Source organism: Rhodococcus sp. C1 (genome assembly GCF_020809065.1).
Lineage (GTDB): Bacteria > Actinomycetota > Actinomycetes > Mycobacteriales > Mycobacteriaceae > Rhodococcus_F > Rhodococcus_F qingshengii.
In genome coordinates, this window is sequence record NZ_CP078080.1 from 1,194,324 (window position 1) to 1,217,393 (window position 23,070).

Below are 23,070 nucleotides of genomic sequence, written 5' to 3' on the forward strand. Positions count from 1 at the left end.
CGAAACGCAGCAGAGCGCCCCTTCCGTGTGGAAGGGGCGCTCTGCTTACTGTCTGAATCAGTCCTTGCGCAGATCCGGACGCGGAATCACCTGAGTGTCGTCCGAGGTCCAGTCGTGCTCACCCGGAGCCGGCTCGGGCGAGCCCTGGCCGCTGGGATTCTGGTTCGTTCCGCCGTGTGCAGCGCGGGCCGGAGTTCCGCCCTTGCCGCCGCGAATGCCGAGGAAGATACCGGCGATCAGCGCGATGACGCCGAGCACACCTGCCACGATCGGGACTGTGCGGCCGAACAGCGAGAGCTTGTCCATGCCGTCACGTGCCTGCTGGACCTGGTACTCGATGGTTGCTTCGTCGAAGGGCAGCGTGACCTTGAGAACCTCGACGTCGACCGAGTCCTTGTTGCGTCCGTAGTACTGGTGCAACTGCTCCTGGCCCTTGACGACGACGCCGGTCTTGGGCTCGACCCACAGGTCACGGACGTTGGTGTACCAACGCGTCATCGTGATCGGAGTAGCGCCGCCGGGAACGCCCCAGGTGTCGGCGGGCAGGCTCAGCTTGTTGGTGGGGGAGTTGACGACCTTCGACAGGTCGACGGGATCGATCGTCTGCTGGAAGTGGTACACCTTCAGACCGTTGATCTCGGTCTCTTCGACGAAGTCGATGTCCTTCGTGGCGCGAGCGTTCAGGTCGAAGTAGGGGTAGCTCTTCTGTTCCGTGTTGAACGGGAACTTGTACTGCAGACCGTCGCGGGAAACTTCTTCGGCGGGCTGGTCGCTGGACGTCTGGACGGTTCCGACCGGATCGTTGGTCGGCATCGAGCTGACGCGATCGAGCGTGACGCGGTCCAGGGTTGCGGTCAGCAGTCCGGTGTCACCCTGCTTGTCGGTACGACGGACGGTCTGGCCGGCTTCGACGGTGATGATGTCGGCGTCGGACGGGTCCTGCGTGGTGACGTAGCGCTGAGCGACGATCGGCACGTTGGTGTCGACCTGTGCCTTTCCGCCGAGGAGGGCCGCCGAGTTGAGGACGCTACCGGTGCCTGTGGCGACAGTGGTCACCTCGAGGTCGAGTGGCGTCTTCTCCAGCTTGCCTACCGTGTAGGTAGGAATGAGGATGGCGATGGCCAAAAGGAAGGCACCGAGGCCCACCAGAATGCAAGGAAGTATCCGGCTCGGCCCTGAGCGTTCCGCCATGCTGTGACTCCTAACCCGTTAAGTCTTTCGAGGTTCCCCAACCGGCACAATATGAGCTGCGCAGATCGCATGGGGCCCCCGATGGACACCATGTGTGGCAGAACACTAACAGTCCACCGGCCCGGTTTGTCGCATGAGGGCATGAATTGGCCAGGCATTTTGTTGTGAGTCCCTGGTGGTTTCCCTCAATCGGCCTGGGGTGCACACTTATCCGTGATGATCAGTTCCACGAATTCCCCTCAGACGGTCCCGCCACAGGCTCGGGGCTTCGTTCCGGCTTTGGACGGTATGCGTGGATTGGCGGCGCTCGGTGTCCTCGTCACCCATGCCGCGTTCCAAACCGGTGAAGCGCAGTCCGGCGCGATCGGGCGCGCGTTCGGTCGACTCGATCTCGCCGTAGCGGTGTTCTTTGCGTTGTCCGGATTTCTCCTGTGGCGCCCCCACGCGGCAAAGGCTCGCGGAATCGGGCAGCCGCAGTCGACCGTCCGGTACTGGATCTCCCGCGCGACGCGCATTCTGCCGGCGTACTGGGTGGCAGTGGTCCTGATCCTGCTGTTCCTGCCCGGTGCCGGCGGGGGCTACCAAGTGTGGTTGGCGAATCTCGGGTTGGCGCAGGTCTTCGTGCCGTTGACACTCACCGAGGGCCTCACGCAGATGTGGAGCCTGTCGGTCGAGGTGGCGTTCTATGTTCTGCTGCCGCTGTTCGCGTATCTGATGGTGCGACTACGCGGAAACTCGGCCCGGTTCCGGCTACCGCTTCTGCTCGGGGTGTCGGTGTTGGCGCTGACGTGGGCTTTCATTCCGATCCCGACTCCGGACGCCATTCACCACGACAACTGGCTGCCGGGCTACCTGCCGTGGTTCGGCGCAGGCATGGTGCTGGCCGAGTTGGCCGTGGGCCCGTCGACGTGGATGCATCGCCTCGCGCACCGGCGGGTGCTCCTGACTTTTGTTGCGTTTGTGGCCTTCGTTCTCTCGTGCACCGATCTGGCCGGGCCCGAAGGTCTGGTGCGGCCGGAGCCGTGGCAGTACGCGATCAAGATTGCACTCGGCGCGATCATCAGTTTTTCGTTGATCGCGCCATTGGTGTTGCGCGATCAATCGCAGCATCGATTCCTGGCGAGCCCGCTGGCGCTGGCAATCGGACGCTGGTCCTACGGCCTGTTCATCTGGCACCTGGCCGTACTGAACGCTGTGTTCCCCGTGTTCGGCATAGTTCCGTTCTCGGGCAGCTTCTTCTACGTCCTGGCGCTGACGGTCGTCCTGAGCGTCGCTGTGGCCTCGGCCAGTTACGCCTTGGTGGAGGAACCGGCGCGCGTCGCCGTGACGCGCTGGGAGAAGCGCCGCCATATCGGTGAACCGGCAAAGGGCAACGCGGCCAACCCGGTCACGACCAAGGCCACCAACATCGAGAACTGAATCGCGAACGAGTCGCCCACATAGCCGCCCGGTGCTCGCCACGGTCCGGTCGAGAGCAGCGTGATGCCGATCATCGCGGCCACGCCGGCGGTGCCGACGAGAATGCGTGCGGTCCGAGCCGGGCCGAAGATTCGCAGCGCGGCAAGTCCGAGGATCGAGCACACAACTGCGATCGCCGCTCCCACTCCGCCGCCGATGACGGTGGCCGCCGCGAGCACGCCCACCCATCCAGCCGCGACGCTGCGCCACGGTCGGGGTGGTGTGAGGGGCTTGGGCTCTCGGCGCGTGGGGACAAGAGCCGCGAACAGCAGCGGGATCAGCAACACGAGCCCGCCGAATATGCCGAGGCGGTACCAACGGTCGCTGGGGAAGTCGATGGTGACGGTTCCCGCGGTGCCTGCCGGCACGATCCAGCCCTGCTGCCAACCGTTCACGACCACCGGCGTCAGCTCGGAACCGTCCGGCGCGGTGGCGATCCAACCGATGCTGGTGCTCTCGGGATTGACGATCAGCTGATCGATGGACGAGTTCGTGACGGAGAGTTCGCGGTGATTCGCCGTCCACGCGGTCGATTCGAGCGGTGTATTCCGTTGCGCGGCTGAAGGACCGACCGTCGTCAGGTCGAGATTGTCGACCGAGAATGCGGGGCCTGGTTCGACGACCACTTCAGGCTGTCCCGCCGGCAACGTCGCCGACGCGTCCAGACCGCACACACGTGCCTCGACGGGTGCGCCGGTCCGGAGTTGCGTCGCCGTCGCCGTGATCGAGGTGGGGAATTGCTGTCCGGCAACCGAAATGGTCGGGCCATCGCCACAGGTGACGGTGACGGTGCGGTTGTCGAATGAGTCCGAGCCCTGCACTCTCGAACCGGCGATCGGGGTTCCGTCGGCACCGATGACGCCGACCTCGGCGAGGCCGGTGGGCTGCGCCTGGGCGAAGCCGAGCGCCGTCTGATCGAGGACCGGTTCCCAATCGGTGATGCTCAGGACGATCTTGTCGGTGACGAAGGGGGAGAGGGTAATTCGACTGGTTCGAGGCGTGTCGTCCGAGGGTTCGGGCAGCTCTCGCACCTGCGGCCCGTTGCCGAGATTCACCGCGACGCTGGTTGGCAGCGACGGCAGGGTGCCGAGTCCCCGCGTGATGTCCAGGCCGGTGACCAGGGTGGGCTCGGGAAGATTGAGAGTCAGCGTCGGTTTCGGGCCGCCGGGTTCGGTGGTGCTCTGCGGCGCCGACCACGTGGTGCGTGCGTCGCCGTCGGTGGCAGCGAAGGCAGATCCGCGTGTGTCGCCGATGTCGCTCGAACCCGAAGCCGTGATTCGGCCTGGGACGGCAAGCAGATCTTCGAGGGCGTTGCCCTGACGCGCTCGGACAGTCAGTGTCGGTGTAACGATTGTGTTTTCGGGCACCGTGAGCGTGCGCTGGAAGCGGCTCGGCTCTTCCGGTATCGCCATGAATGCATTGCTGCACCGCACGCGGTCGGTCGAGTCCGCGCACGCGTTGCGACCGGGGAACTCCTGGCTCAGATTCCAGGCGTTCACGGATGCGCCCGTCGGCGTATTCGGCAGGACCGTGTCGAAACGGATCGGTACGGTCTTCGGTGCGCTGCGATCGGAGAAGTCTTCGACGGAGAGTTCGCTGATGCCGAACTGTGTTCCAGGCGATCCGTTTTCGGTGTGAGTCGCTGTGATGCGTACCCACGGAGTGGTGCCGCCCGGGATCGAGACGGTGATGGGCTCACCGGGACGCTCCACCTTCACCGCTGTGCTGCCGTTCGGTGTCGAGACCTCGAGCCATTTGACGGGAGCTCCGATTGCCGCGGCACTGGTGGTCAGATGAAGCAACCCACTGGAAATCGGTGTGTCGAAGTCGATCTGCAACCACTGGCCCAGTGCGCGCTCGATGCCGTTGCTGAACCAGCCGGTGGCGGGATCGCCGTCGACCGTCGACGCGGGACTGCTCGACGGTGAAGTGCCGCCCAGCTGGGTGGCATCTGAGGCGGCGCTGGAAACGGTGATCGAAGCTCCGCTCCAACGGCCTTCCACGAGAGGCGTGTTCGCAACCGGGTAGTCGGGCACCAGATTGTAGGTACGACGAGCGTCGTCAGGGGTGCGCAGGGCGGAACTGTGGTTGTCGACCTGACCGAAATCGGTTTCCCGATCGCGCGGTGTGTCGGTGACGGTGACAGAATCGACGGGCAGTCCCGCAGCTTCGGCGTCGGCGGCAAGAATCATCGGCCCGGTCCCCGGAACCAGCCCGCTTTCGTGAAGTCGCACAGACGATTCCGGCCCACCTTGTACACGCGGAACCTGGTTCAGGTCGACGGAGTACGGGCCGCTGACCGCCGGGGTGCCGTCGGGCGGGGTGACCTCGAAGATCTCGATGGCTGGGTAACCGGGACGCAGATCGCTGTCCGCGACCAGCCCTTCGATCGGTTCGGGGCTGTCGTCTTCACCGAAGTGGGCGACTCGCTTGATCCCCGGCGAGCCTTCGACCGCCTGGTGCACGAGTATCGGCCTGGCCGAGCGCGACGTTTCGCCGTCGAGGTCGTTGCGCATCACCAGGTAGTGGATGCCCTGCCCCAGCAAGGTCTGTGCGAGGCCGTCCGACGGACGTCCGTCGGCGATGAGACGTTGCACCGAATCGAGCGCTCGGATGGCGCCGGGAGGGGTCAGCGGGACCGAGTCACGTACTGCCCACGGCGTACTCGCCAACGCCTGAAGCGGTTCGTCACGCGTCAGACCCCACACCTGGCTGCCGAAGGGCGCTCCCGGGACGACCAGGGCACGTTCGGCTTCCGATCCGGGGGAGGTGTTGTCCTCGAGCCACTGCGCCGCCTCGTTCCAGTACGAGGGGACGTCCGGATACGCACCACGGGGAGCGAGCTTTCCCGTCCAGGCCAAGGCGGTCGAGAGGGTGAGGGCAACGAGGATCAGGCTGGTCAGTGCGACCATCGGTTCGCGCTCGGGATGGGCGAACGCGCGGCGCCATCGGGCGAGTGGAACCGATCCCGGCAGTGGCACTTTGGCCAGCAGGTGTGCGAGTCCGAGCACCAGCGGCAGACGGACCAACGGCTCGAGCTTGTGGACGTTGCGCAGCGGCGCGCCTGCCGAGTCGAGGAACAGGCGCACCGACTCCGACACCGGCGAGCTGAGTTCACCCACGTAACCCGCGGCCAGGCCGGTGATACCGACGAACAGGATGAGCGTCAGCCGGCCGCGAGCAGGCATGGACCGCATGCAGAGCCCGGCGAGGCCGGCGGCGGCAACCAGGCCGGTGGCGACGACTGCTGCGGGTTGGGTGACCAGGACGGCGCCGGCAATGCGTTCGGGGGAGACGAACGGGGTCCAACTGTCCGTGCCGCGAAGTATCTCGGCGAGCGATGCCCACTGAGTGGTGACACCGGAGGACTCGATGTAGTCGAGAAACGGTGGGCTGATCTTGCCGAGCAGAAGTAGCGGCACGATCCACCAGAGGGTGCCGAGAGCGACGAACAGCGCCCACCACGCGGTGAACGTCAGCCATGTTCGGTTGGGTTTGTGCGAGAGCCACCAGATGATCGCGACCAGGCAGGCCGCGGCGGTGGCGACGGCGTTGATCGAACCCATGAGTGCGACGGCAAGTGCGGATTGTGCGGCCAACCGCCTCAACCCCCGTGAGTGGTCAGGGAGTCCAGGGACTCCTTTTCCACGCACAGGGCCGAAGGCCAAAACCACCGGCAACAACACCCACGGCGCCAACATCATCGGCAGGGTTTCCGAGGAAATCGAACCGAGCGTGGTCAGCACGCGGGGAGAAAGAACAAAGGCAACCGCTGCGATGACGCGCGAACTACGGCTGCCGATACCGAGAGCCTCGGCAACGCGGATGATGCCCCAGAAACCCGCGATCAGAAGCAGCGCCCACCAGATGCGCTGGGTGACCCACGGCGGAACGTTCGCCAACTCGCCGAGCGCGAAGAACGGCCCGTGCGGAAAGAAATATCCGTAGGCCTGGTTCTGAACCTGGCCGAGCGGGGCCTGACTACTCCACTGATGCGAGGCGCGTTCGAGAAAACCGAACGGATTCTGCGTCAGGTCGTACTTGGTGTCAGCGGTGATCAGACCCGGCGATTGCAGAAAAGTGAGAAGAAACGCTACGACGGAGGCGCCGAACAGCCACCGCTTCGACAGGGGCTCTGCCGACGGGGCGGTGTCTACCGAAGACACCGCTGCGTCGGCGGAAGAACGGGAACTCGCGAGGCCTGCGCTCTCAGCGGCTGCCGTACTCAACCTGGTTCAGCACGGAAGAATCTGCGTTTCCGCTGCGGTCGATCTCGGGACGAGTGTTGTCCGACGCGGCGGCCGTGACACCGAAGATGACGCCGGCACCCAGAACGGCACCGATGACAGCGCTGGCCACACCGGGGACAAGGAACTTCGTCATCGCGGATCTCCCAATTGGTCGTTAGTCGGTCGTTCGCGGTCGGACGGACTTACCGGCCCGTACGAACTGCTCGGGTCAAGGTATCACCCGCACTCGAGAATCCGGACGATTACCCTCGTGACGTGCTGGTCAGTCGAGGGTTTCGACGCCAAGCGCGGTCAACAGAGTGCGCAGTTTCGTAGATGTCTCGTCGAGTTCGTCCTGCGGATCCGATTCGGCGACAATTCCACCACCCGCGCTGGCCCAGGCGTTGCGGCCGTCTGCACTGATCTCGGCGCAGCGGATGGCAACTACCCAATCGCCGTCACCGGCCTCGTCGCACCATCCCACGGCGCCGCCGTAGAAACGCCGAGGTTCCTCGGTCTCGCGGATGACCTTCAGTGCCGCGTCAGTGGGTGTTCCGCACAGCGCGGGCGTCGGATGCAGCGCGATGGCGAGGTCGAGCGCAGTAGTGTCGTTTCGCAGCGTGCCGCGGATCGGGCTGGCCAAGTGCCAGACCTCGTGAGTATTGGTCAGTTCGGGAGTTGCCGGCACCGACAGATCACTGCACATCGGTTGCAGGACCTCTCGGATCCACGACGTCACGAAGGCGTGCTCGGCCAGATTCTTCGTCGAATGCAGAAGGCTTTCGCCTGCCTCGCGGTCTTGATCGGCGTCGGCGGATCGCTTGGTGGTCCCGGCCAACGGGCGACACGTCACGACGCGCCCGCGTCGACTGACCAATACTTCGGGCGTCGCGCCGACCAGGCTGTGGCCCTCGAATTCGGCTCCCGCAGCAGAGAGGTCGACGGCAAAGGTGTTGGCGACGGGATTGAGCGCCGCCATGCGTGCGGCGAGCGCGGTTGGGGAGATCGGGGTCTGCGTGCGAAGTTCCACAGTGCGAGCCGCGACAACCTTGTCGATCTCTCCACTGCGGAGGCGTCCGATCAACTTTTCCACTCGACGAAGATGCTCCGACGACGACGGGATCTCCCGGTCAACCCGGGTCGTGGGCAGGGCCTGGGGATCGCGCGGTTGCCACGGCCGCGACGCGATCGTCGCCTCGGCAGGTTCGTACAACGCCGTTGCGGCAGCCGGGTCGAAGGGGAGCGCTCCGACGATCAGCTTTGTCGTACCTGCCGACAGAGCGTTGGTGGCCGCGTCGGAGCTGTCGAAGCTGCGTCGTACGCCGCGGGTGACCACGCTGTGATCGGGGCGCGAGAGAACAAAACCGTCCATGGTGCTTTCGACACTAGTCGGCCACGGATCAGGAATGCGCGAAGGTCACTTCCCCGGAGGGACGATCAACACCGGCCGATGACTGTGACGCAGAACATGATCCGCGACGCTGCTCTGCAGTAGCGACCGCAAACCCGTGGTGCCACGGGTGCCGGTCACGATGATGTCGACGTCCAATTCGTCTGCGGTTTCGCAGATTGCAGACCAGATCGCGGATCGGCACTCGGCGCTTCTGCCTTCGACGGTCAGGCCTGCGGCCTCGGCCAGTGCGACGCCCTCGGCGAGGGTGACTTTGGCGTCGGTGTACGCGATGTCCTCGACGTCGTCGTCGGGAACCCACTCCGGTTGCATCACCCCGGACAGGCCGGACATGCGAGCGGCCTGGCGAACCATGGGCTCCCAGGCAGTGACGAGAACAGCACGATTGGCGGAGAGGAAACGCCCCGCATAGTCGACTGCACGCTTGGCGTTGTCGGAACCGTCGTACGCGATGAGCATCAGACCTTGTGGCATCACGACCTCCTCGTCAGCGGGGGAATCGGTTCTCTTCCAGGCTACCGTCCCGATGTGCCCGTGAGGGAGTGTATGGGTACCGGGTCCGTTACGGTCGAGGTATGCGGATCAAGTTTCTGAAGGCTGCGACGACCATTGCTTTGTGCGGAGGGTTGGTTGCGGGATGCTCGGGCGAAAACGGGACCGCCGATCCGGTTTCGAGCGCCCCGACCAGCACCAGCACCGAGATCACGTCGACGCCTGCGGCATCGAGCTCCGCACCCGTCGCCGCGTCGTGCGGTAGTGACCTTCTAGTCTCGCTGTCCTTGCGTCAGAAACTTGCCCAGCTGCTCAACGTCGGCGTCACCGGGACCGACGACGCAGTGTCGATAGTGCAGAACGAGGAGATCGGCGGCATCTTCGTCGGAAGTTGGACCGATCAGTCGATGCTCACCAATCGCGAAGTGCCGCAGGTTGCTTCGGCGTCGAAGTTGCCGTTGATGGTGACGATCGACGAAGAAGGTGGACGAGTTTCCCGCGTCGCGGACATCCTCGGGCCCGATCCGTCGGCCAGGGAAACGGCGCAGACCATGACAGTGGAACAGACGTACCAGATGGCACTCGAGCGTGGACGCGGTTTGAAGGATCTCGGGATCACCGTCAACTACGCCCCCGACGTCGACGTCAGCAGCCAACCCGACGACTCCGTGATCGGGGACCGCTCGTACTCCGACGACCCCCAGACCGTGGTTGCCTACGCCGGTGCGTACGCGCAGGGCATGCGCGACGCCGGAATCTTCCCGGTGATCAAGCACTTTCCCGGGCATGGCAGCGCGTCGGGTGACTCGCACCGGGGTGAGGTGACCACGCCGCCGCTACAGGATCTGATCGCGTCGGACCTGATTCCCTTCCGTGAGCTGTCGGGGACCGGAGTCGGCGTCATGATGGGTCACCTCGAGGTTCCCGGTCTGACCGAGCCCGGTACCCCTGCCAGCATCAGCCCCGCAGCCGTTGCGTTGCTTCGCGACGGAGTGGGTTACGGCGCAGCGCCGTTCACCGGCCCGGTGTTCACCGACGACCTCAGCGGCATGCAGGCGATCACCGACCGATACGATATTGCCGACGCGGTTCAGGCTGCGCTGGTGGCTGGAGTCGATCAGGCATTGTGGCTGACCACCGACGACGTTCCGCGGGTTCTCGATCATCTCGAGCAGGCCGTCGCGTCGGGTGAGCTTCCGCAGACGCGTGTCGATCAGGCTGTGGTCACAGTTGCCGCTGCCAAAGGTGCCGTGACCTGCTGAGTCGAAGTCAGGATTCGACGCGCAATCTTACCGTAGAGTAAGATCGACATTTACCCTGTGGTTGGAGGAAGCATGGCCGGCGGTACCAAGCGACTGCCACGCGCAGTGCGTGAGCAGCAGATGCTCGACGCGGCTGTGGACGTGTTCTCCGACAGGGGATTTCACGAAACTTCGATGGACACCATCGCGGCCAAGGCCGAGATCTCGAAGCCGATGCTGTACCTGTACTACGGCTCGAAGGAAGAGTTGTTCGCGGCGTGCATTCATCGTGAAGGGCTCCGCTTCCTCGAAGCGCTCGCCCCGGCGGGCGCGCCGAACCTGACTCCGCGTGAACAATTGCGCGCCGCTCTCGAGGGCTTCCTCGGGTTCGTGGGCGCAAACCGCAAGTCGTGGATGGTGCTCTACCGTCAGGCAGTCGGGCAGCAGGCTTTTGCGGGCACCGTGCAGTCCAGTCGCGATCGGTTGATCGAGTTGACCGCGCATCTGCTCGAGTCCAGCACCAAGGATCCTGATGCCGCGCACGATTACGGGATCATTGCCATCGCGCTCGTCGGCGCCGGTGAGGCGGTAGCGGACCGGGTTGCGGGTGGGGAAATCGAAGTGGATGCCGCAGCGGATCTACTCGAATCCCTCGCGTGGCGCGGTCTGTCGGGCAAGAAGAAGTCCGAATAGCCCCCCAGTCACATCGCGTAAACGTATCGCTCCCCTTGTTGAACAAGGGGAGCGATACGTTCACACTGTCGGGGCGGGGTCGGAAACGCACCAGCCCAACCCAGTTCAGTCCTAGGTCAGCGCAGCGTCGCAGTGACGTGCGGGTAACCCTTCTTCGGGTGGCGCAGTGACAGATCCCAGCCGTCGTCGGTGCGATCAGCGTAGGCATTCAGCGTCGCCGGTAGCAGAATCGGCTTGCCGAAACGCACGCTGTAGGTGACCTTGTCCGCGACGGACCCCTCGACAGTCCGCAGAACTGCCGCGGCACTCCACATTCCGTGAGCAATGGTCTTCGGGAAACCGAAAGCCTTCGCGCCCAGAGACGAGACGTGAATCGGATTGCGGTCGCCGGAGACAGCGGCGTACTTGCTGATCGTGGTCTGGTCGACGCGGATGGTGCTCATCGGCATCGGCGGGACCTCGTCAGCCTTGGGCTCCGGACCGGGCTGGCCGGACAGGGAGGTCTTCTGCTGGTTCAGGAAGCTCGAGGTCTGTCGCCAGACCAGTTCCCGTCCCACCCGAATTTCGGTGATCACGTCGATCAGCAGGCCCTTGCGGTGCTCACGCAGGTTCTCGGCATGCACCGAGAGGTCCAGCGGTTCGCTGACGGAGATGGGCCGCAGCGATTCGATGACGTTCTCGGCGTGAACGGAGCCGACGGCGGCGAAGGGGAAGTCCTTCGACACCATCAGCTTCATCACGGTCGGGAAGGCCAAGGTGAAGGGGTAGGTGATCGGCAAAGTGTCGCCGAACCGCAGTCCGGTCACGCGGCAGTACGCCGCCAGATTGTCGGTGTCGACCTTCAATCCGGTGAGGGTGAAGGTCTGCTGTGGCACCGAGCGTGAGTTGGACTTGTTCCACGGCAACAATCCCAGTACCGCGCGGGAGTAGATGTCGAGGGTCTTCGGCTGCTCGGTGAGCGCGACGGTCTTTGTTGCCATCATGCGCCCAGGAGGCTCTGGCCGCAGACGCGAACGACCTGTCCCGTAACGGCATTGGAGGCCGGGCTGGCGAAGTATGCGACGGTCTCGGCGACGTCGACGGTCTCGCCGCCCTGCAGGAGCGAGCTCATGCGGCGGCCGGCTTCGCGGGTGGCGAAGGGGATGGCTGCGGTCATGGCGGTCTCGATGAAGCCCGGTGCGACGGCGTTGATGGTGATGTTCTTCTTCGCCAGGACGGGAGCTTCGGCGTGTACGAGGCCGATGACGCCGGCCTTGGAGGTGCCGTAGTTGGTCTGGCCGCGGTTGCCCGCGATGCCGGCGATGGAGGAGACGTCGACGACGCGGCCGCCTTCCTTGAGGGCGCCCTTCTCGACGAGGTGCTCGGTGATCTTCTGCGGTGCAAGAAGATTGACGTTCATGACCATGTTCCAGCGGCCCTCGTCCATGTTGGCGAGGGTCTTGTCGCGGGTGATGCCGGCGTTGTGGACGATGATGTCCGCTCCACCGTGACGCTCGAGGAGGTGAGCTGCGAGGACCTCGGCTGCGTCGGCTGCCGTGACGTCGAGGGCGAGGGACGTGCCGCCGACCTTGTTCGCGGTCTCGGACAGCGCTTCGCCGGCGGCCGGGATGTCAGCGCAGACGACGTGCGCGCCGTCGCGGGCCAGGACCTCGGCGATGGTGGCGCCGATACCGCGGGCTGCGCCGGTGACGACGGCAACCTTGCCTTCGAGCGGCTTGTCCCAGCTTGCGGGCGCGACGGAATCTTCAGCGCCGACGACGATGACCTGGCCGTCGACGAAGGCGGACTTTGCCGAAAGGAGAAAGCGCAGAGTCGATTCCACGCCGGAGAGTCCGGTGGATGCCTTGGGGGAGACGTAGACCAGCTGAGCGGTGGAGCCGCGCTTGATCTCCTTGCCGACGCTGCGGGTGAAGCCTTCCAGAGCGCGCTGCGCGACATGCTCGTCGACGCTCGACGTTTCTTCCGGCGTCGTGCCGAGAACGACGACGCGAGCCGACGGTGCGAGGTTGCGGATCACGGGCTGGAAGAACTCGAACAGCTGCTCGAGCTCGCTGACCTGAGTGATTCCGGTGGCGTCGAACACGAGTCCACCGAAGCTGCTGTCGTGTGCCTGAGCCGCCGGGTAGTCGGAGAGCAGTACGCGAAGTGGTTCTGCGAGTCGACCCTTGCCGCCGATGAGGACAGGTCCGGCGAGTGCGGGTTCTCCTGCTTTGTATCGACGCAGGTTCTCGGGCCTGGGCAGGCCGGCCTTCGACGCGATGAATGCGCCGGGGGCGGACGAGAGGAACTGTGAATAGAGGTCGGGAGCTCCCTTGCTGGCTGCCACGGTCCTACCTTCTGTTGTGTTTCGGGTTGTCTCTCACCGGGCAATCGAAAGAATGCGGCGATAGACAAGTAACTTACTACTGAGTAAGAATAGTCTTCAACAGGTAATCGCACCATCCTTGGAGACGCAAGTGACAAGCAAAGCCCGTTCAAATGCAAAGCCCGCCGCACCGCGCACTGCACCGGCCGCAGCCGCTGCAAATTCTGCAGGTCAGCGCCGTCCGGTTGCGATCGTCGGCGGAAATCGCATTCCGTTCGCACGCTCGGACAAGGCGTACGCACAGGCGTCCAACCAGGACATGTTCACTGCGACGCTCGACGGTCTGGTGAGCCGATTCAATCTGCAGGGCGAGAAGCTCGGCATGGTCGTCGGCGGTGCGGTGCTCAAGCACAGCCGTGATTTCAATCTCATTCGCGAGTCCGTTCTCGGCAGCGCGCTGAGCCCGTACACGTCGGCGTACGACCTTCAGCAGGCGTGTGGCACGGGACTGCAGTCGATCATCGCCGTCGGCGACGCCATTTCGGCCGGCCGCATCGATTCCGGCATCGGCGGCGGCACGGACACCACGTCCGACGCCCCGATCGGCGTCAACGATCAGGCGCGCGAGTTCCTGCTCTCCCTCAATCGCGCGAAGTCCACGGGCGACCGCATCAAGCTGCTCGGCAACGTCCGTGCGGGCATGCTCGGCCTGGAAATTCCGCGCAACGGCGAGCCTCGCACCGGCAAGTCGATGGGTGACCACGCTGCGATCACCGCCAAGGAATTCGGCATCAAGCGCGAGGACCAGGACGAACTTGCCGCTGCCAGCCACAAGAACATGGCAGCTGCCTACGACCGCGGTTTCTTCGACGACCTCGTCACCCCGTTCCTCGGCCTGACCCGCGACGACAACCTCCGTCCCGGTTCGACCGTCGAGAAGCTGTCGACGCTCAAGCCCGTCTTCGGTACCAAGCTCGGCGACGCGACGATGACGGCAGGCAACTCGACGCCGCTCACCGACGGCGCTTCTGCAGTGCTCCTCTCCACCGACGAGTGGGCAGCCGAGCGCAATCTTCCGGTTCTGGCGCACCTCGTCGATTCCGAAACCGCTGCCGTCGACTACGTCCACGGCAAAGACGGGTTGCTCATGGCTCCCACGTACGCGATCCCGCGTTTGCTGGCCCGCAACGGTCTGACCTTGCAGGACTTCGATTACTACGAGATCCACGAAGCCTTCGCTTCGGTGGTTCTGGCAACCCTGCAGGCCTTCGAGTCGGACGAGTACTGCAAGGAACGCCTCGGCCTCGACGGCGCATTGGGATCGATCGACCGAAGCAAGCTCAATGTCAACGGATCGTCCTTGGCTGCAGGTCACCCGTTCGCGGCAACCGGCGGACGTATTGTGGCTTCCCTCGCAAAGATGCTCGCGGAGAAGGGTTCGGGCCGCGGCCTGATCTCGATCTGTGCGGCCGGTGGCCAGGGTGTCACGGCGATCATCGAGCGGTAACCGCTCCACAATCTCCCCATGCGACTGAAAACTGCGCTCACCTGCAGTGATCGTCGCGAGGGGATGCGTAATCGGGGATCCGGCCACGAGGGGTGGCCGGATCCCCGAACTCTTTGCAAACTTTTTCGCGCAGGCGTGTAACGCTGCAGAATAGCTACCGATATTCATGACAGCCCCGTGTTGCTGCCTGACCCCCGACCTGGCAGCAGCGCGGGGCTCTCGTATGTCCGGATATCCTGTATTGAGTTGTCGGTGAGCGCCGCAGCGACGGTTGATGCAGCGAGGAGCCAACAGGTGAGTGACGAAGAGGGTCCGTCCGTCGAGAAGACGAACAGCGAGGACTCGTCCCTCCCGGAACAGGAACTCGAGTCGGTCGAGGAACCTCAGGCGGTCGAAGAGACCGAGTCGGTCGAGGAACCCCAGTCGGTCGAGGAACCCGAGGCCCCTGAGGACACTGAGGCCGTTGTCGAGGCTGAATCAGTAGAACCGGAACCAGCCGAAGCACCAAGGCCTGTCGACGAAGAAGCAAGCGCCCCGGAAGCGACAGTCGACGAATCGGCAAACGAGGTCACCACCGTCATCCCTGTCGTCCCAGCGGAGGACGCACCGCCGACGGAAGTAGTCAACTCGGCTCCGGCGACAGAAGCCATCGACGAGCAGACAGAGCAGTTCGAGCCCCCGGCAGTGGTGGTTCCCCCGAAGCCGCCGCGTCCCGAGTTCGTGCAGCAGTACGACACCCAGCAACTCGAACCCATCCAGCAGCAGTACGAGCCTGTTGTCCGAGAACCAGAGGTAGTTGCACCCCCGGCGCCGCAACAACCGGTGGCGCCCGCTTCGCAGTCTTCCCGCAAGTGGGTCAAACCGGCGATAGCAGTCGGCGCCATCTTTGCCGTCGCAGCGATTGCCTACGGAGTGGACATCTTCACCTCGTCCGGGAAGACACCACGCGGCACTCAGGTCGCCGGGGTGGACATCGGTGATCTCACGCCCGCCGACGCGGAAGCCACGCTGCGCGCCCAACTCGGCCCGAGGCTCGTCGAACCGGTAGCGGTACATGCAGGCGGCGTCGACTCCGAGATCGTTCCCGCGTCTGCGGGTGTGGACGTCGACTGGTCGGCGACGCTGTCGGGCGTGAACGCTCAGCCCATCAACCCGATCACCCGTATCACGTCGTTCTTCGGCTCCCGCGAGGTGCCCGTGGTGTCGGCAATCGACCAGGGTGCGTTGGATGCGTCGATGGCGCAGCTCGCGGCGAACAGCGATCGTGCGCCCGTCGAAGGTGCAGTCGTGTTCGAGAACGGGAAGGCGACTGGTGTTTCGCCCGCTGCCGGTCAGGCGCTCGAAACGCAGCAGGCGGGTTCGACCTTCGCCGCTGAATGGTCCGATGGTGGCGTCGTCGATCTTCCGGTCGACGAGGTTCCGGTGACGGTCACTCAGGCCGGTGTCGATCGTGCGCTGCAGGAGATCGCTATTCCAGCTGTCTCGGGTGACGTAGTGGTCAACGGCCGTGACGGCAAGGTCGCGACACTCGGCGTCGATCAGATCGGCGAGGTTCTGACCTTCACACCCGACGGCTCGGGTGGGCTGACTCCGCAGTACAACACGGATGCTGCGATCAAGATTCTGACTCCGCAGTTGGCGTCGACGGAAGTACAACCCAAGGACGCGTCGTTCACCTTCGCCGGTGGCAAACCGTCGGTTGTGCCCGGTGTCGTCGGTGATCTGATCAACTGGCCGGACACGGTCAAGGAACTTCCGGTTCTGTTGGGCAGCACGGCTTCTCGGGCAACGCCCGCCGTGTACGGACCGGTCCCGCCGGCGTTGACCACCGAAGCCGCGGAGGCCCTCGGCATCAACGAGGTGATCGGCGAATTCACTACCGGTGGTTTCGAATACGCGTCTGGTGTGAACATCGGCCTGGCCGCGTCGGAGATCGACGGGGCCGTGATCAAGCCCGGTGACACGTTCTCGCTCAACGAGTACACGGGCCCGCGCGGTGCGGCGCAGGGATACATCGAGTCGGGGATCATCAACAACGGTCGCCCGGACAAGGCTGTCGGCGGCGGTATCAGCCAGCTCGCGACGACGCTCTACAACGCGACGTATTTCGCAGGTATGGAGGACGTCGCGCACACCGAGCACAGTTACTACATCTCGCGGTACCCCGAGGCTCGTGAGGCGACCATCTTCGATGGTGCGATCGACCTGCAGTTCCGTAATCCGGCGAAGACCGGCGTGATGATCGAGACGATTGCGACGTCGTCGAACATCACCGTTCGGATCTGGGGAACCAAAACTGTCGATGTCACGTCGACGACCGGCCCGCGGACGTCGCCGACGTCGCCGAACACCGTGACCTTGCCGGAGGGGCCTGGCTGTGTGGCTTCGAGCGGTGCGCCCGGGTTCACGGTCAGCGACACTCGCGTGATCACCGACCACGCGAGTGGCGCCGAGATTTCCTCGAACACCCGGACCGTCAAGTACGACCCGGTGCCGATCGTGAAGTGCGAGTAGGGAACTACTTGCCGACGAGTGGGCCGAGGGTGCGGCCCGCGAGGTCGACGATGCCTGGCTCTTCGCCGTTGGTGATCAGGTTGATCACGACGCCGTCGATGCCGTGGTCGAGGATGCGCGTCTGAACCTGCTCGGCGACGTCGTCCGGGCTGCCGACGAAATGGCGTTCGGTGGCCTTGGCGACCACGTCTTCCGGCGCCGTGGTGATGTCGAGGCCACGCTCCGCGAGAAACGTTCGCTGATGGGCGCGAGCCTTGTCGCCGTCCTCGTCGATCATCATGAACGTGAGGAAGCTGGTCTCGAGGGTTGCGGGATCGCGACCGGCTTCGTCGCAGCGTGCCGCAAGTGCTTCCAGCTTGCGCGGCAGTTCCGACGGGTCGCAGATGATGTTGAGGTGATCCGCGAAGCGAGCGGCGAGGCCGAACGTCTTTTTCTCACCGCCACCGCCGAGCAGGATCGGCAGGTCGTCGCGGACACGAGGCTCGTTGATGGCGTCCTTGACGTGGTACCACTTGCCGTCGAAGGTGGGGCGATCACCGCGGAGCATCGGCGCGATGATCTGCAGTGCTTCGTCGAGTTTCTGGAAGCGCTCGGTGAACGTTCCGAACTCGTATCCGAACGAATTGTGTTCGAGTTCGAACCAACCGGCGCCGATGCCCAGGATGGCCCGACCGCCGCTCACCACGTCGAGGGTGGTGACGGTCTTGGCGAGCATGGGCGGATTGCGGTAGGTGTTTCCCGTGACCAGTGCAGACAACTGGATGGTCTCGGTGGCCGTCGCCAGCGCGGAGAGCGCCGAGTAGGCCTCGAGCATCGGGGCGTCCGGCGCTCCGATTCCGGGGAGTTGGTAGAAGTGATCCATCACGAATGCAGTGTCGAAGCCTGCGGCTTCGGCTTCGCGGGCCTGCGCTATGACGGTGGGGAAGAGGTCCTTGACCGGACCGCCGTAGCTGAAGTTGGGCATCTGGTATCCGAGGCGAGTGCTCACCGTTTCGACGTTACTCGCGATCGGTTGACCTGGCACGATTTTACCAACTCTATGGATTCCGTTGTGCTGGGCAGACTTCCGGAAGTCAGAGAAGTTCTTCGGCCGCTTCGCGTCGCTTGGCTCGCTGCTGGTGAAGCTTGACTGCCGCGATTGCGATGCCGCCACCGACAATTCCGCCGACGAGAGCGCCGACCCAGGTAGACGATTCTTCGTAGGAATCGAATTTGAGACGCGCCATGATGCCGACTGCGGCGACGAGGTACAGCGCGATGCCGATCACGACCCGGGGGCGGTTGTAGTTGGACAATACGTAGACATCGACGTCGCACCGAAGTGCATAGATGATCGTGATCAACGAGCCGAACAACGCAACGATCAGCAGGGCGAGCGAGATCCACGCCCCTGTTCGGCCGGCGACCCAGGGCAGAATCGCCGAGCTGACGAATATTGCCCAGAAGACACTCTGGAGTCCCACCGCCGAGGCTTCGTTCCAGACGTCGCGCTGACGCTCGTCCTTGTAGAAGTCGTCGTCCAGATCTCCGACGAACCGCATTGCCTTCATCATGGTGCTCATGCCGTCTCCTCTGGAATTTCTGTGGTGAGTTCCGATTCGGGTAAGGGGAAGAGCGCTTCGACGGTGGTCCCCAGCGCCAGGGCCAGGCGAAGTGCCAGGTAGACACTCGGTGCATAGTCACCGCGTTCGACGGAGACGATGCTCTGTCTGCTCACCTGACCTGCCGTGGCCAGTTGCGCCTGGGTGAGGCCGGCGAGGCGTCGGTGCTCCCGCACGTTGTTGTCGCCGGCCTTTCCAGTCATGCAAAAAGTAAAGAATACTTGTCACTAGATGTCAAGTTTGCTTGTCATATGAGAGGCTGAAGAGCATGCGTGAACGATTTCTCGAGATCACCTTGGCCAATCCGGTGGTCGCAACGATCGTGGATCGTGCGCCGAAGCTGGGATTGCCGGAGTGGTACCTGACGGCGGGTGGGCTCTTCCAAACCGTCTGGAATCACATCGACGGCCGTGATCTCGGCGCCGGAATCAAGGACTACGACCTGTTCTACTTCGACGCCGGCGATCTGAGCTACGACGCGGAGGACCGTGTGATTCGTTCGGCGGCAGAACTGTTCGCCGATGTGGATGCCGATGTCGAAGTACGCAACGAAGCCCGCGTGCACCTGTGGTACGAGCAGCATTTCGGGATTCCCGGCGTTCCGTTCACCAGTTGCCGCGACGCTGTCGACCACTTCGCTTCCACAACTTGCTGTTTCGGGATCACCAAGGGATCGGATGGGACCTTGGACGTGTATGCCCCGCATGGATACGACGATCTTTTCGACATGATCGTCCGCCCCAACCCGGTGCTGGCGCCGAGAGAGGTTTACGAGGCCAAGGCAGCACGGTGGCGCAGGGAATGGCCTGCGCTGACCGTGGAGCCTTGGCCGGAGACCCTCGCCTAGACTTCGATCGGCGGATGCAGCCTGTCCATGGTCCATTGCCGATTTCGGCGTGCAGCAAGTGAACTGGCGCCGAGTGAGGCGACGAGAAGGCCGCCGAGGACGGCGATCGAGACCCACAGTCTCGAGTCGATACCGCCGACGGTGAGTTGTCGTAGCCCGTTCACCGCGTAGGTCATCGGGTCGAAGGGGTGGATGATCTGGAACGGTTTCGCGGTGGTTTCGACGGGATAGATGCCGCCGGCCGAAACCAGTTGCAGCATCAGGAACGCCAGGGTGATGACGCGTCCGACGGAGACTCCGAAGATGGCGTTGAATGCCTGGATCAACGCCATGTACGTGGCAGTGATGAGCATCAGGAATCCGACGGTGCCGAGGGCGTGTGTGGGGTGCAGGCCGACGGCGAAGTGCACGACCAGGTACATCACGATCACCTGGCAGATGCCGATGAGCAATGCCGGCCAGTACGAGGCGAGGACCACTCGCAGCGCGCCGAGTCCGTTTGCGATGGGCCGGTTCTGGAGCGGCTTGAGCAGCATCCAGGTGATGATGCCGCCCACGAACAGCGCGAGGGGCAGGAAGAACGGTGCAAAACCGGTACCGAACGTGCTTGCCCGGTTCTCGTACGTCTCCTGTAGTTCGACCGGGCTGGAGAGGGTTTGAGCGGTTGCGGTTCGCTGCTGATCGCTCCAACTGGGGACCTGACCGGCGCCCTCGGTGAGTTTGGTCGCGAGTTCGGCAGACCCGGCACGGAGTTGCTCGGTGCCGTCTGCGAGTTTGGCTGCACCATCGGAGAGTTGAACGCTTCCGTCGGTGAGTTGAACCAGTCCACTGCTGAGGGTTTGAGCGCCGTCGTTGACTTGTTGACCGCCGTCACGCAGCTGTACCAGGCCGTTGCGGAGTTCACCACCGCCGTTGGCCGCGGCGCTGAGCCCGGCTCGGAAGGTGCTCGACGGATCGTCGAGTTGGTAGGCGAGTTGTTGTGCACCGCTCTTGAGTTCGCCCAGTTGGCCCATGGTCGCTTCACCGAAACCCTGAGTGCGCAGCATGTCCTGGGCAGGCGCGAGGGCATTGGCGATCTGTTGGCTGACGGGATCCGGGTTCAGTCGAAGGCTGGCCACTGCCTGCCCGACCAGCTGTGCGACGTCTGCTTGTGTGTTCCCGAGGACACTCAGTTGGTCGACGACCTGGGTGACGCCACCACTGAGTTGGCTTGCGCCGTCGCCAAGTTGGACGGCTCCGAGATCGAGCTGCCCCAGACCGTCGGTCAGTGCGAGGACGCCGTCCGTGGCGGTGTTGATACCGGTCGAGAGTTGCGCTGTACCGCCGGCAAGAGTGGCTGCACCGTCACGTGCGGTAACCATGTTGTCGGCCAGAGTTTTCGAGCCCGACGCCAATTCGCCGGCTCCGGCGTTGGCAGTGTTCACTCCGGCCGAGAGCTGGAGCGCTCCGTCGGCGGCCTGCTTCAAACCAGCACCCGCATCGGTCAATCCGACCAGAACTGTTTCGACGGACTGCGCGCCGATCTTGTCGCTGACCTGACTGAGGACCTGCTGGGCGGCGTTTTGGCCGATGATGGTGCCGAGGTAGTTGTTGACGTCGTTGAAGGTGAACTGCAACTGAGCTTTGTGGGGGTCCTTGGTCGTCGGGGAGGCGACGGCCTCGCTGAAATTCTCAGGCAATGTGAGAGAGAAGTAGTACGTGCCGTCCGAGACTCCCTGAGCGGCTTCCTGCTGCGAGACCAGGTGGAGATCGAGCTCACCGGAATCGAGCAGCGCTTGGCTTACCTCGTCGCCCGCGTTGAGCTCCTGACCCTGCACCATCGCGCCGCGGTCGGTGTTGACCAGCGCGACGGGGACCTTGTTGACCTCACCGAACGGATTCCAGAACGCCCACAGGTACATCGCGCCGTACAGCAGTGGCATCAAGATGATGGTGACGAGTGCGATCCTGGGCATCGCGCCGCGGGAGAACCGCTTGAGTTCGGTTCCGAGAGACATTCCAGCGAGCATCGCGGTTACCTCGCCCCTTCTTGGTCGGGATTGGTGACTTCTTGGAGCAGGGTGACGGCATCGATGGGTGATCCGTCTGGCAGCGGGTTGACGGTCGACGCGATGATGGTCTGGTAGCTCCCCATCTCGACGAGTCGCTCGACGAGGTACGCACGTTCGGAGTCGCGCCGCACTTGTTCGAGATCGTCGACGACAAGCAGGGCCGGCTTTTTCGTGTTCGCGACGGCGATACGCAGCAGGATCGCCTCGAGTTCCCCGAGATCGCTGACGTACCGGCCGAGCGCAGGTAACGGATGATCGCCGAAGACGGGAGCGCACACCGCTTCGAGTTCGCGGTCTCCGGCGCGTCCGATGAGCTTGTACCAGGGCGCATCCCAGCGAATTTGTTCGGTGATCAGATCGCGGACGGTGACGGATTCGGCAAGCTCGTCGATGTCCTCGAACCCGGCGACCCCGGCGATCTCGAAGATCTCGCGGGGACGCGTCCGACCGAAGACGGACAGTGAGCCGGAACTGGCTTTCATTCGTCCGCTGAGTGTCAGAAGTAAGGACGTACGTCCTGAACCGGCCGAGCCTTCGAGGATCGTCACACCGCCCGCACGAATCTCGAGATTGACGGGTCCGAACACCGGCCCCCATGGGCCGTCGAGCGCCAAGTCCGTGGCGGTCAATGCCAGGTCGGGGGCGTAATCGGGTTGTGAATGCTCTGGTGCGACCACGATGATCACCTGTCTGTTGATCTACTCGGCCTGCGAAAGAACCGAGTGCTGGTTCAGTGGACGTTCGTGCTCACCCAATCACATCGGTAGCGGGCGAGCGGTCCCAGGAATGGGATGTGTCGGACACGTTCGATAACTTGAAGACCGAACGGTATGTATTCTGTTGGAAACGGAACGGGGGAGTCGAGGTGCCGGTTCGTAGACGCGGTATGTGTGCGTTACTGGTCATGGCCACCCTGTCGGTTGTCTCCTGTGCCGGTGAGCGCGAGTCGCCCCCGTTCGTGTCGAGCGAGAGGCTTTTCGAGTTCACCGGTCGCAATGTCGGACCCGTGACCGTTCCGCCCTTGCCTTCCGATCGGCACGAGTCCGAAGCAGCGCCGTACGGAGCCATCACCCTGTCCGGTGGGTGGAGCGGCGCAGCCAATGTCTCGCTGCCCGGATCCGTCACGTGTTTCGAGCACAACTGGGCGGATTCGGTGCCCGCCGGTCACCGCCAGTGGGCCTACGAGGTGCACACCAGTTCCTTTTACGAGTACGACGGCGGCGGCGAGTATCCGGGACGTGATTTCCAGTTGCAGGTCTACGTGAACGAAAAACCGGAACCAGGTCAGCACGGGTCGGCGATCATGAAGTTCTCGGATCAGAGCGGACAGTTCGTGTCCTTCGGGGGCGGTGACGACAAGTCCATCGAAATCGTCAGTTCTCCGGACCGCAGGCGCGTGGCGCTTTCCCTGGTGGGAAGGGCGGCACGGCCCGGCGAACAACCGACGACGTCCGTACTGTCCGCACAGATCAGTTGCCCGACCGTCGAGCGCAGATGACCTCGGATTCCATGGACTGCTGAGCATGAAAA

Annotated in this window: 18 protein-coding genes and 1 pseudogene; 7 read left to right on the forward strand and 12 right to left on the reverse strand. The window is 63.9% G+C overall.

What is annotated here, in order from left to right; all coding sequences use genetic code 11:
* Positions 1 to 57 precede the first annotated feature (57 nt).
* Positions 58 to 1,191, reverse strand: a complete 1,134-nt coding sequence (locus KTR60_RS05425; protein WP_007734539.1) for a DUF3068 domain-containing protein — start codon at positions 1,189 to 1,191, stop codon at positions 58 to 60.
* Between the two features lie 288 nt (positions 1,192 to 1,479).
* On the opposite strand from KTR60_RS05425, the pseudogene KTR60_RS05430 reads away from it, so the two are divergent.
* Positions 1,480 to 2,409 (forward strand): annotated as a pseudogene (locus tag KTR60_RS05430) (acyltransferase family protein); the annotation flags it as partial.
* 71 nt (positions 2,410 to 2,480) lie between these two features.
* Here the strand turns inward: KTR60_RS05430 and KTR60_RS29245 are convergent.
* From KTR60_RS29245 to KTR60_RS05450, 4 genes are all read right to left on the reverse strand, one after another.
* On the reverse strand, positions 2,481 to 6,815 hold the full coding sequence (locus KTR60_RS29245) for an alpha-(1->3)-arabinofuranosyltransferase (RefSeq protein ID WP_323374291.1): 4,335 nt from the start codon (positions 6,813 to 6,815) through the stop codon (positions 2,481 to 2,483).
* Positions 6,816 to 6,858: 43 nt separating this feature from the next.
* Positions 6,859 to 7,032, reverse strand: coding sequence for a DUF2613 domain-containing protein (locus KTR60_RS05440; RefSeq protein ID WP_003945488.1), 174 nt, complete (start codon positions 7,030 to 7,032; stop codon positions 6,859 to 6,861).
* Between the two features lie 129 nt (positions 7,033 to 7,161).
* A complete protein-coding gene (locus tag KTR60_RS05445; protein ID WP_228401937.1) occupies positions 7,162 to 8,250 on the reverse strand; it encodes an isochorismate synthase in 1,089 nt (362 codons plus the stop codon).
* A 45-nt stretch (positions 8,251 to 8,295) separates the two neighbouring features.
* Positions 8,296 to 8,763, reverse strand: coding sequence for a universal stress protein (locus tag KTR60_RS05450; protein ID WP_003945900.1), 468 nt, complete (start codon positions 8,761 to 8,763; stop codon positions 8,296 to 8,298).
* A 101-nt stretch (positions 8,764 to 8,864) separates the two neighbouring features.
* Between KTR60_RS05450 and KTR60_RS05455 the strand changes: the two genes are divergently transcribed.
* Positions 8,865 to 10,043, forward strand: coding sequence for a glycoside hydrolase family 3 N-terminal domain-containing protein (locus tag KTR60_RS05455; protein ID WP_228401938.1), 1,179 nt, complete (start codon positions 8,865 to 8,867; stop codon positions 10,041 to 10,043).
* A 72-nt stretch (positions 10,044 to 10,115) separates the two neighbouring features.
* Positions 10,116 to 10,715 (forward strand): TetR/AcrR family transcriptional regulator, encoded by a 600-nt coding sequence (locus tag KTR60_RS05460; RefSeq protein WP_003945885.1) that lies wholly within the window; start codon positions 10,116 to 10,118, stop codon positions 10,713 to 10,715.
* Positions 10,716 to 10,831: 116 nt separating this feature from the next.
* On the opposite strand, the gene KTR60_RS05465 is transcribed toward KTR60_RS05460, so the two are convergent.
* On the reverse strand, positions 10,832 to 11,695 hold the full coding sequence (locus KTR60_RS05465; RefSeq protein ID WP_007734551.1) for a MaoC/PaaZ C-terminal domain-containing protein: 864 nt from the start codon (positions 11,693 to 11,695) through the stop codon (positions 10,832 to 10,834).
* Complete coding sequence (locus KTR60_RS05470; RefSeq protein ID WP_003945596.1) at positions 11,695 to 13,041, reverse strand: 3-oxoacyl-ACP reductase; 1,347 nt, start codon at positions 13,039 to 13,041, stop codon at positions 11,695 to 11,697. Before KTR60_RS05470 ends, KTR60_RS05465 begins: the two co-directional genes overlap by 1 nt.
* Positions 13,042 to 13,171: 130 nt before the next feature.
* On the opposite strand from KTR60_RS05470, the gene KTR60_RS05475 reads away from it, so the two are divergent.
* Both KTR60_RS05475 and KTR60_RS05480 read left to right on the forward strand, forming a co-directional pair.
* Positions 13,172 to 14,527, forward strand: a complete 1,356-nt coding sequence (locus KTR60_RS05475) for an acetyl-CoA C-acetyltransferase (protein WP_003945465.1) — start codon at positions 13,172 to 13,174, stop codon at positions 14,525 to 14,527.
* Positions 14,528 to 14,821: 294 nt separating this feature from the next.
* Complete coding sequence (locus tag KTR60_RS05480; RefSeq protein ID WP_228401939.1) at positions 14,822 to 17,041, forward strand: VanW family protein; 2,220 nt, start codon at positions 14,822 to 14,824, stop codon at positions 17,039 to 17,041.
* A 4-nt stretch (positions 17,042 to 17,045) separates the two neighbouring features.
* On the opposite strand, the gene KTR60_RS05485 is transcribed toward KTR60_RS05480, so the two are convergent.
* The 3 genes from KTR60_RS05485 to KTR60_RS05495 all read right to left on the reverse strand — a co-directional run bounded on the left by KTR60_RS05485 (position 17,046) and on the right by KTR60_RS05495 (position 18,845).
* The gene (locus KTR60_RS05485) at positions 17,046 to 18,029 is read right to left on the reverse strand and encodes an LLM class F420-dependent oxidoreductase (RefSeq protein ID WP_228401940.1); all 984 of its coding nucleotides are present in this window, start codon (positions 18,027 to 18,029) and stop codon (positions 17,046 to 17,048) included.
* Positions 18,030 to 18,114: 85 nt separating this feature from the next.
* Positions 18,115 to 18,603 (reverse strand): hypothetical protein, encoded by a 489-nt coding sequence (locus KTR60_RS05490; RefSeq protein WP_007734564.1) that lies wholly within the window; start codon positions 18,601 to 18,603, stop codon positions 18,115 to 18,117.
* Positions 18,600 to 18,845, reverse strand: a complete 246-nt coding sequence (locus tag KTR60_RS05495; RefSeq protein ID WP_007734566.1) for a helix-turn-helix transcriptional regulator — start codon at positions 18,843 to 18,845, stop codon at positions 18,600 to 18,602. Before KTR60_RS05495 ends, KTR60_RS05490 begins: the two co-directional genes overlap by 4 nt.
* A gap of 65 nt (positions 18,846 to 18,910) precedes the next feature.
* Between KTR60_RS05495 and KTR60_RS05500 the strand changes: the two genes are divergently transcribed.
* On the forward strand, positions 18,911 to 19,489 hold the full coding sequence (locus tag KTR60_RS05500) for a nucleotidyltransferase family protein (RefSeq protein WP_228401941.1): 579 nt from the start codon (positions 18,911 to 18,913) through the stop codon (positions 19,487 to 19,489).
* Here KTR60_RS05500 and KTR60_RS05505 read toward each other — a convergent pair.
* Entirely contained in the window at positions 19,486 to 21,498 is a 2,013-nt protein-coding gene (locus tag KTR60_RS05505) for a YhgE/Pip domain-containing protein (RefSeq protein ID WP_007734572.1), read from the reverse strand. The genes KTR60_RS05500 and KTR60_RS05505 overlap by 4 nt on opposite strands.
* 5 nt (positions 21,499 to 21,503) lie before the next feature.
* Entirely contained in the window at positions 21,504 to 22,226 is a 723-nt protein-coding gene (locus tag KTR60_RS05510) for an ATP-binding cassette domain-containing protein (protein WP_064111899.1), read from the reverse strand.
* A gap of 179 nt (positions 22,227 to 22,405) precedes the next feature.
* On the opposite strand from KTR60_RS05510, the gene KTR60_RS05515 reads away from it, so the two are divergent.
* Positions 22,406 to 23,038, forward strand: coding sequence for a hypothetical protein (locus tag KTR60_RS05515; RefSeq protein WP_228401942.1), 633 nt, complete (start codon positions 22,406 to 22,408; stop codon positions 23,036 to 23,038).
* Positions 23,039 to 23,070 lie beyond the last annotated feature (32 nt).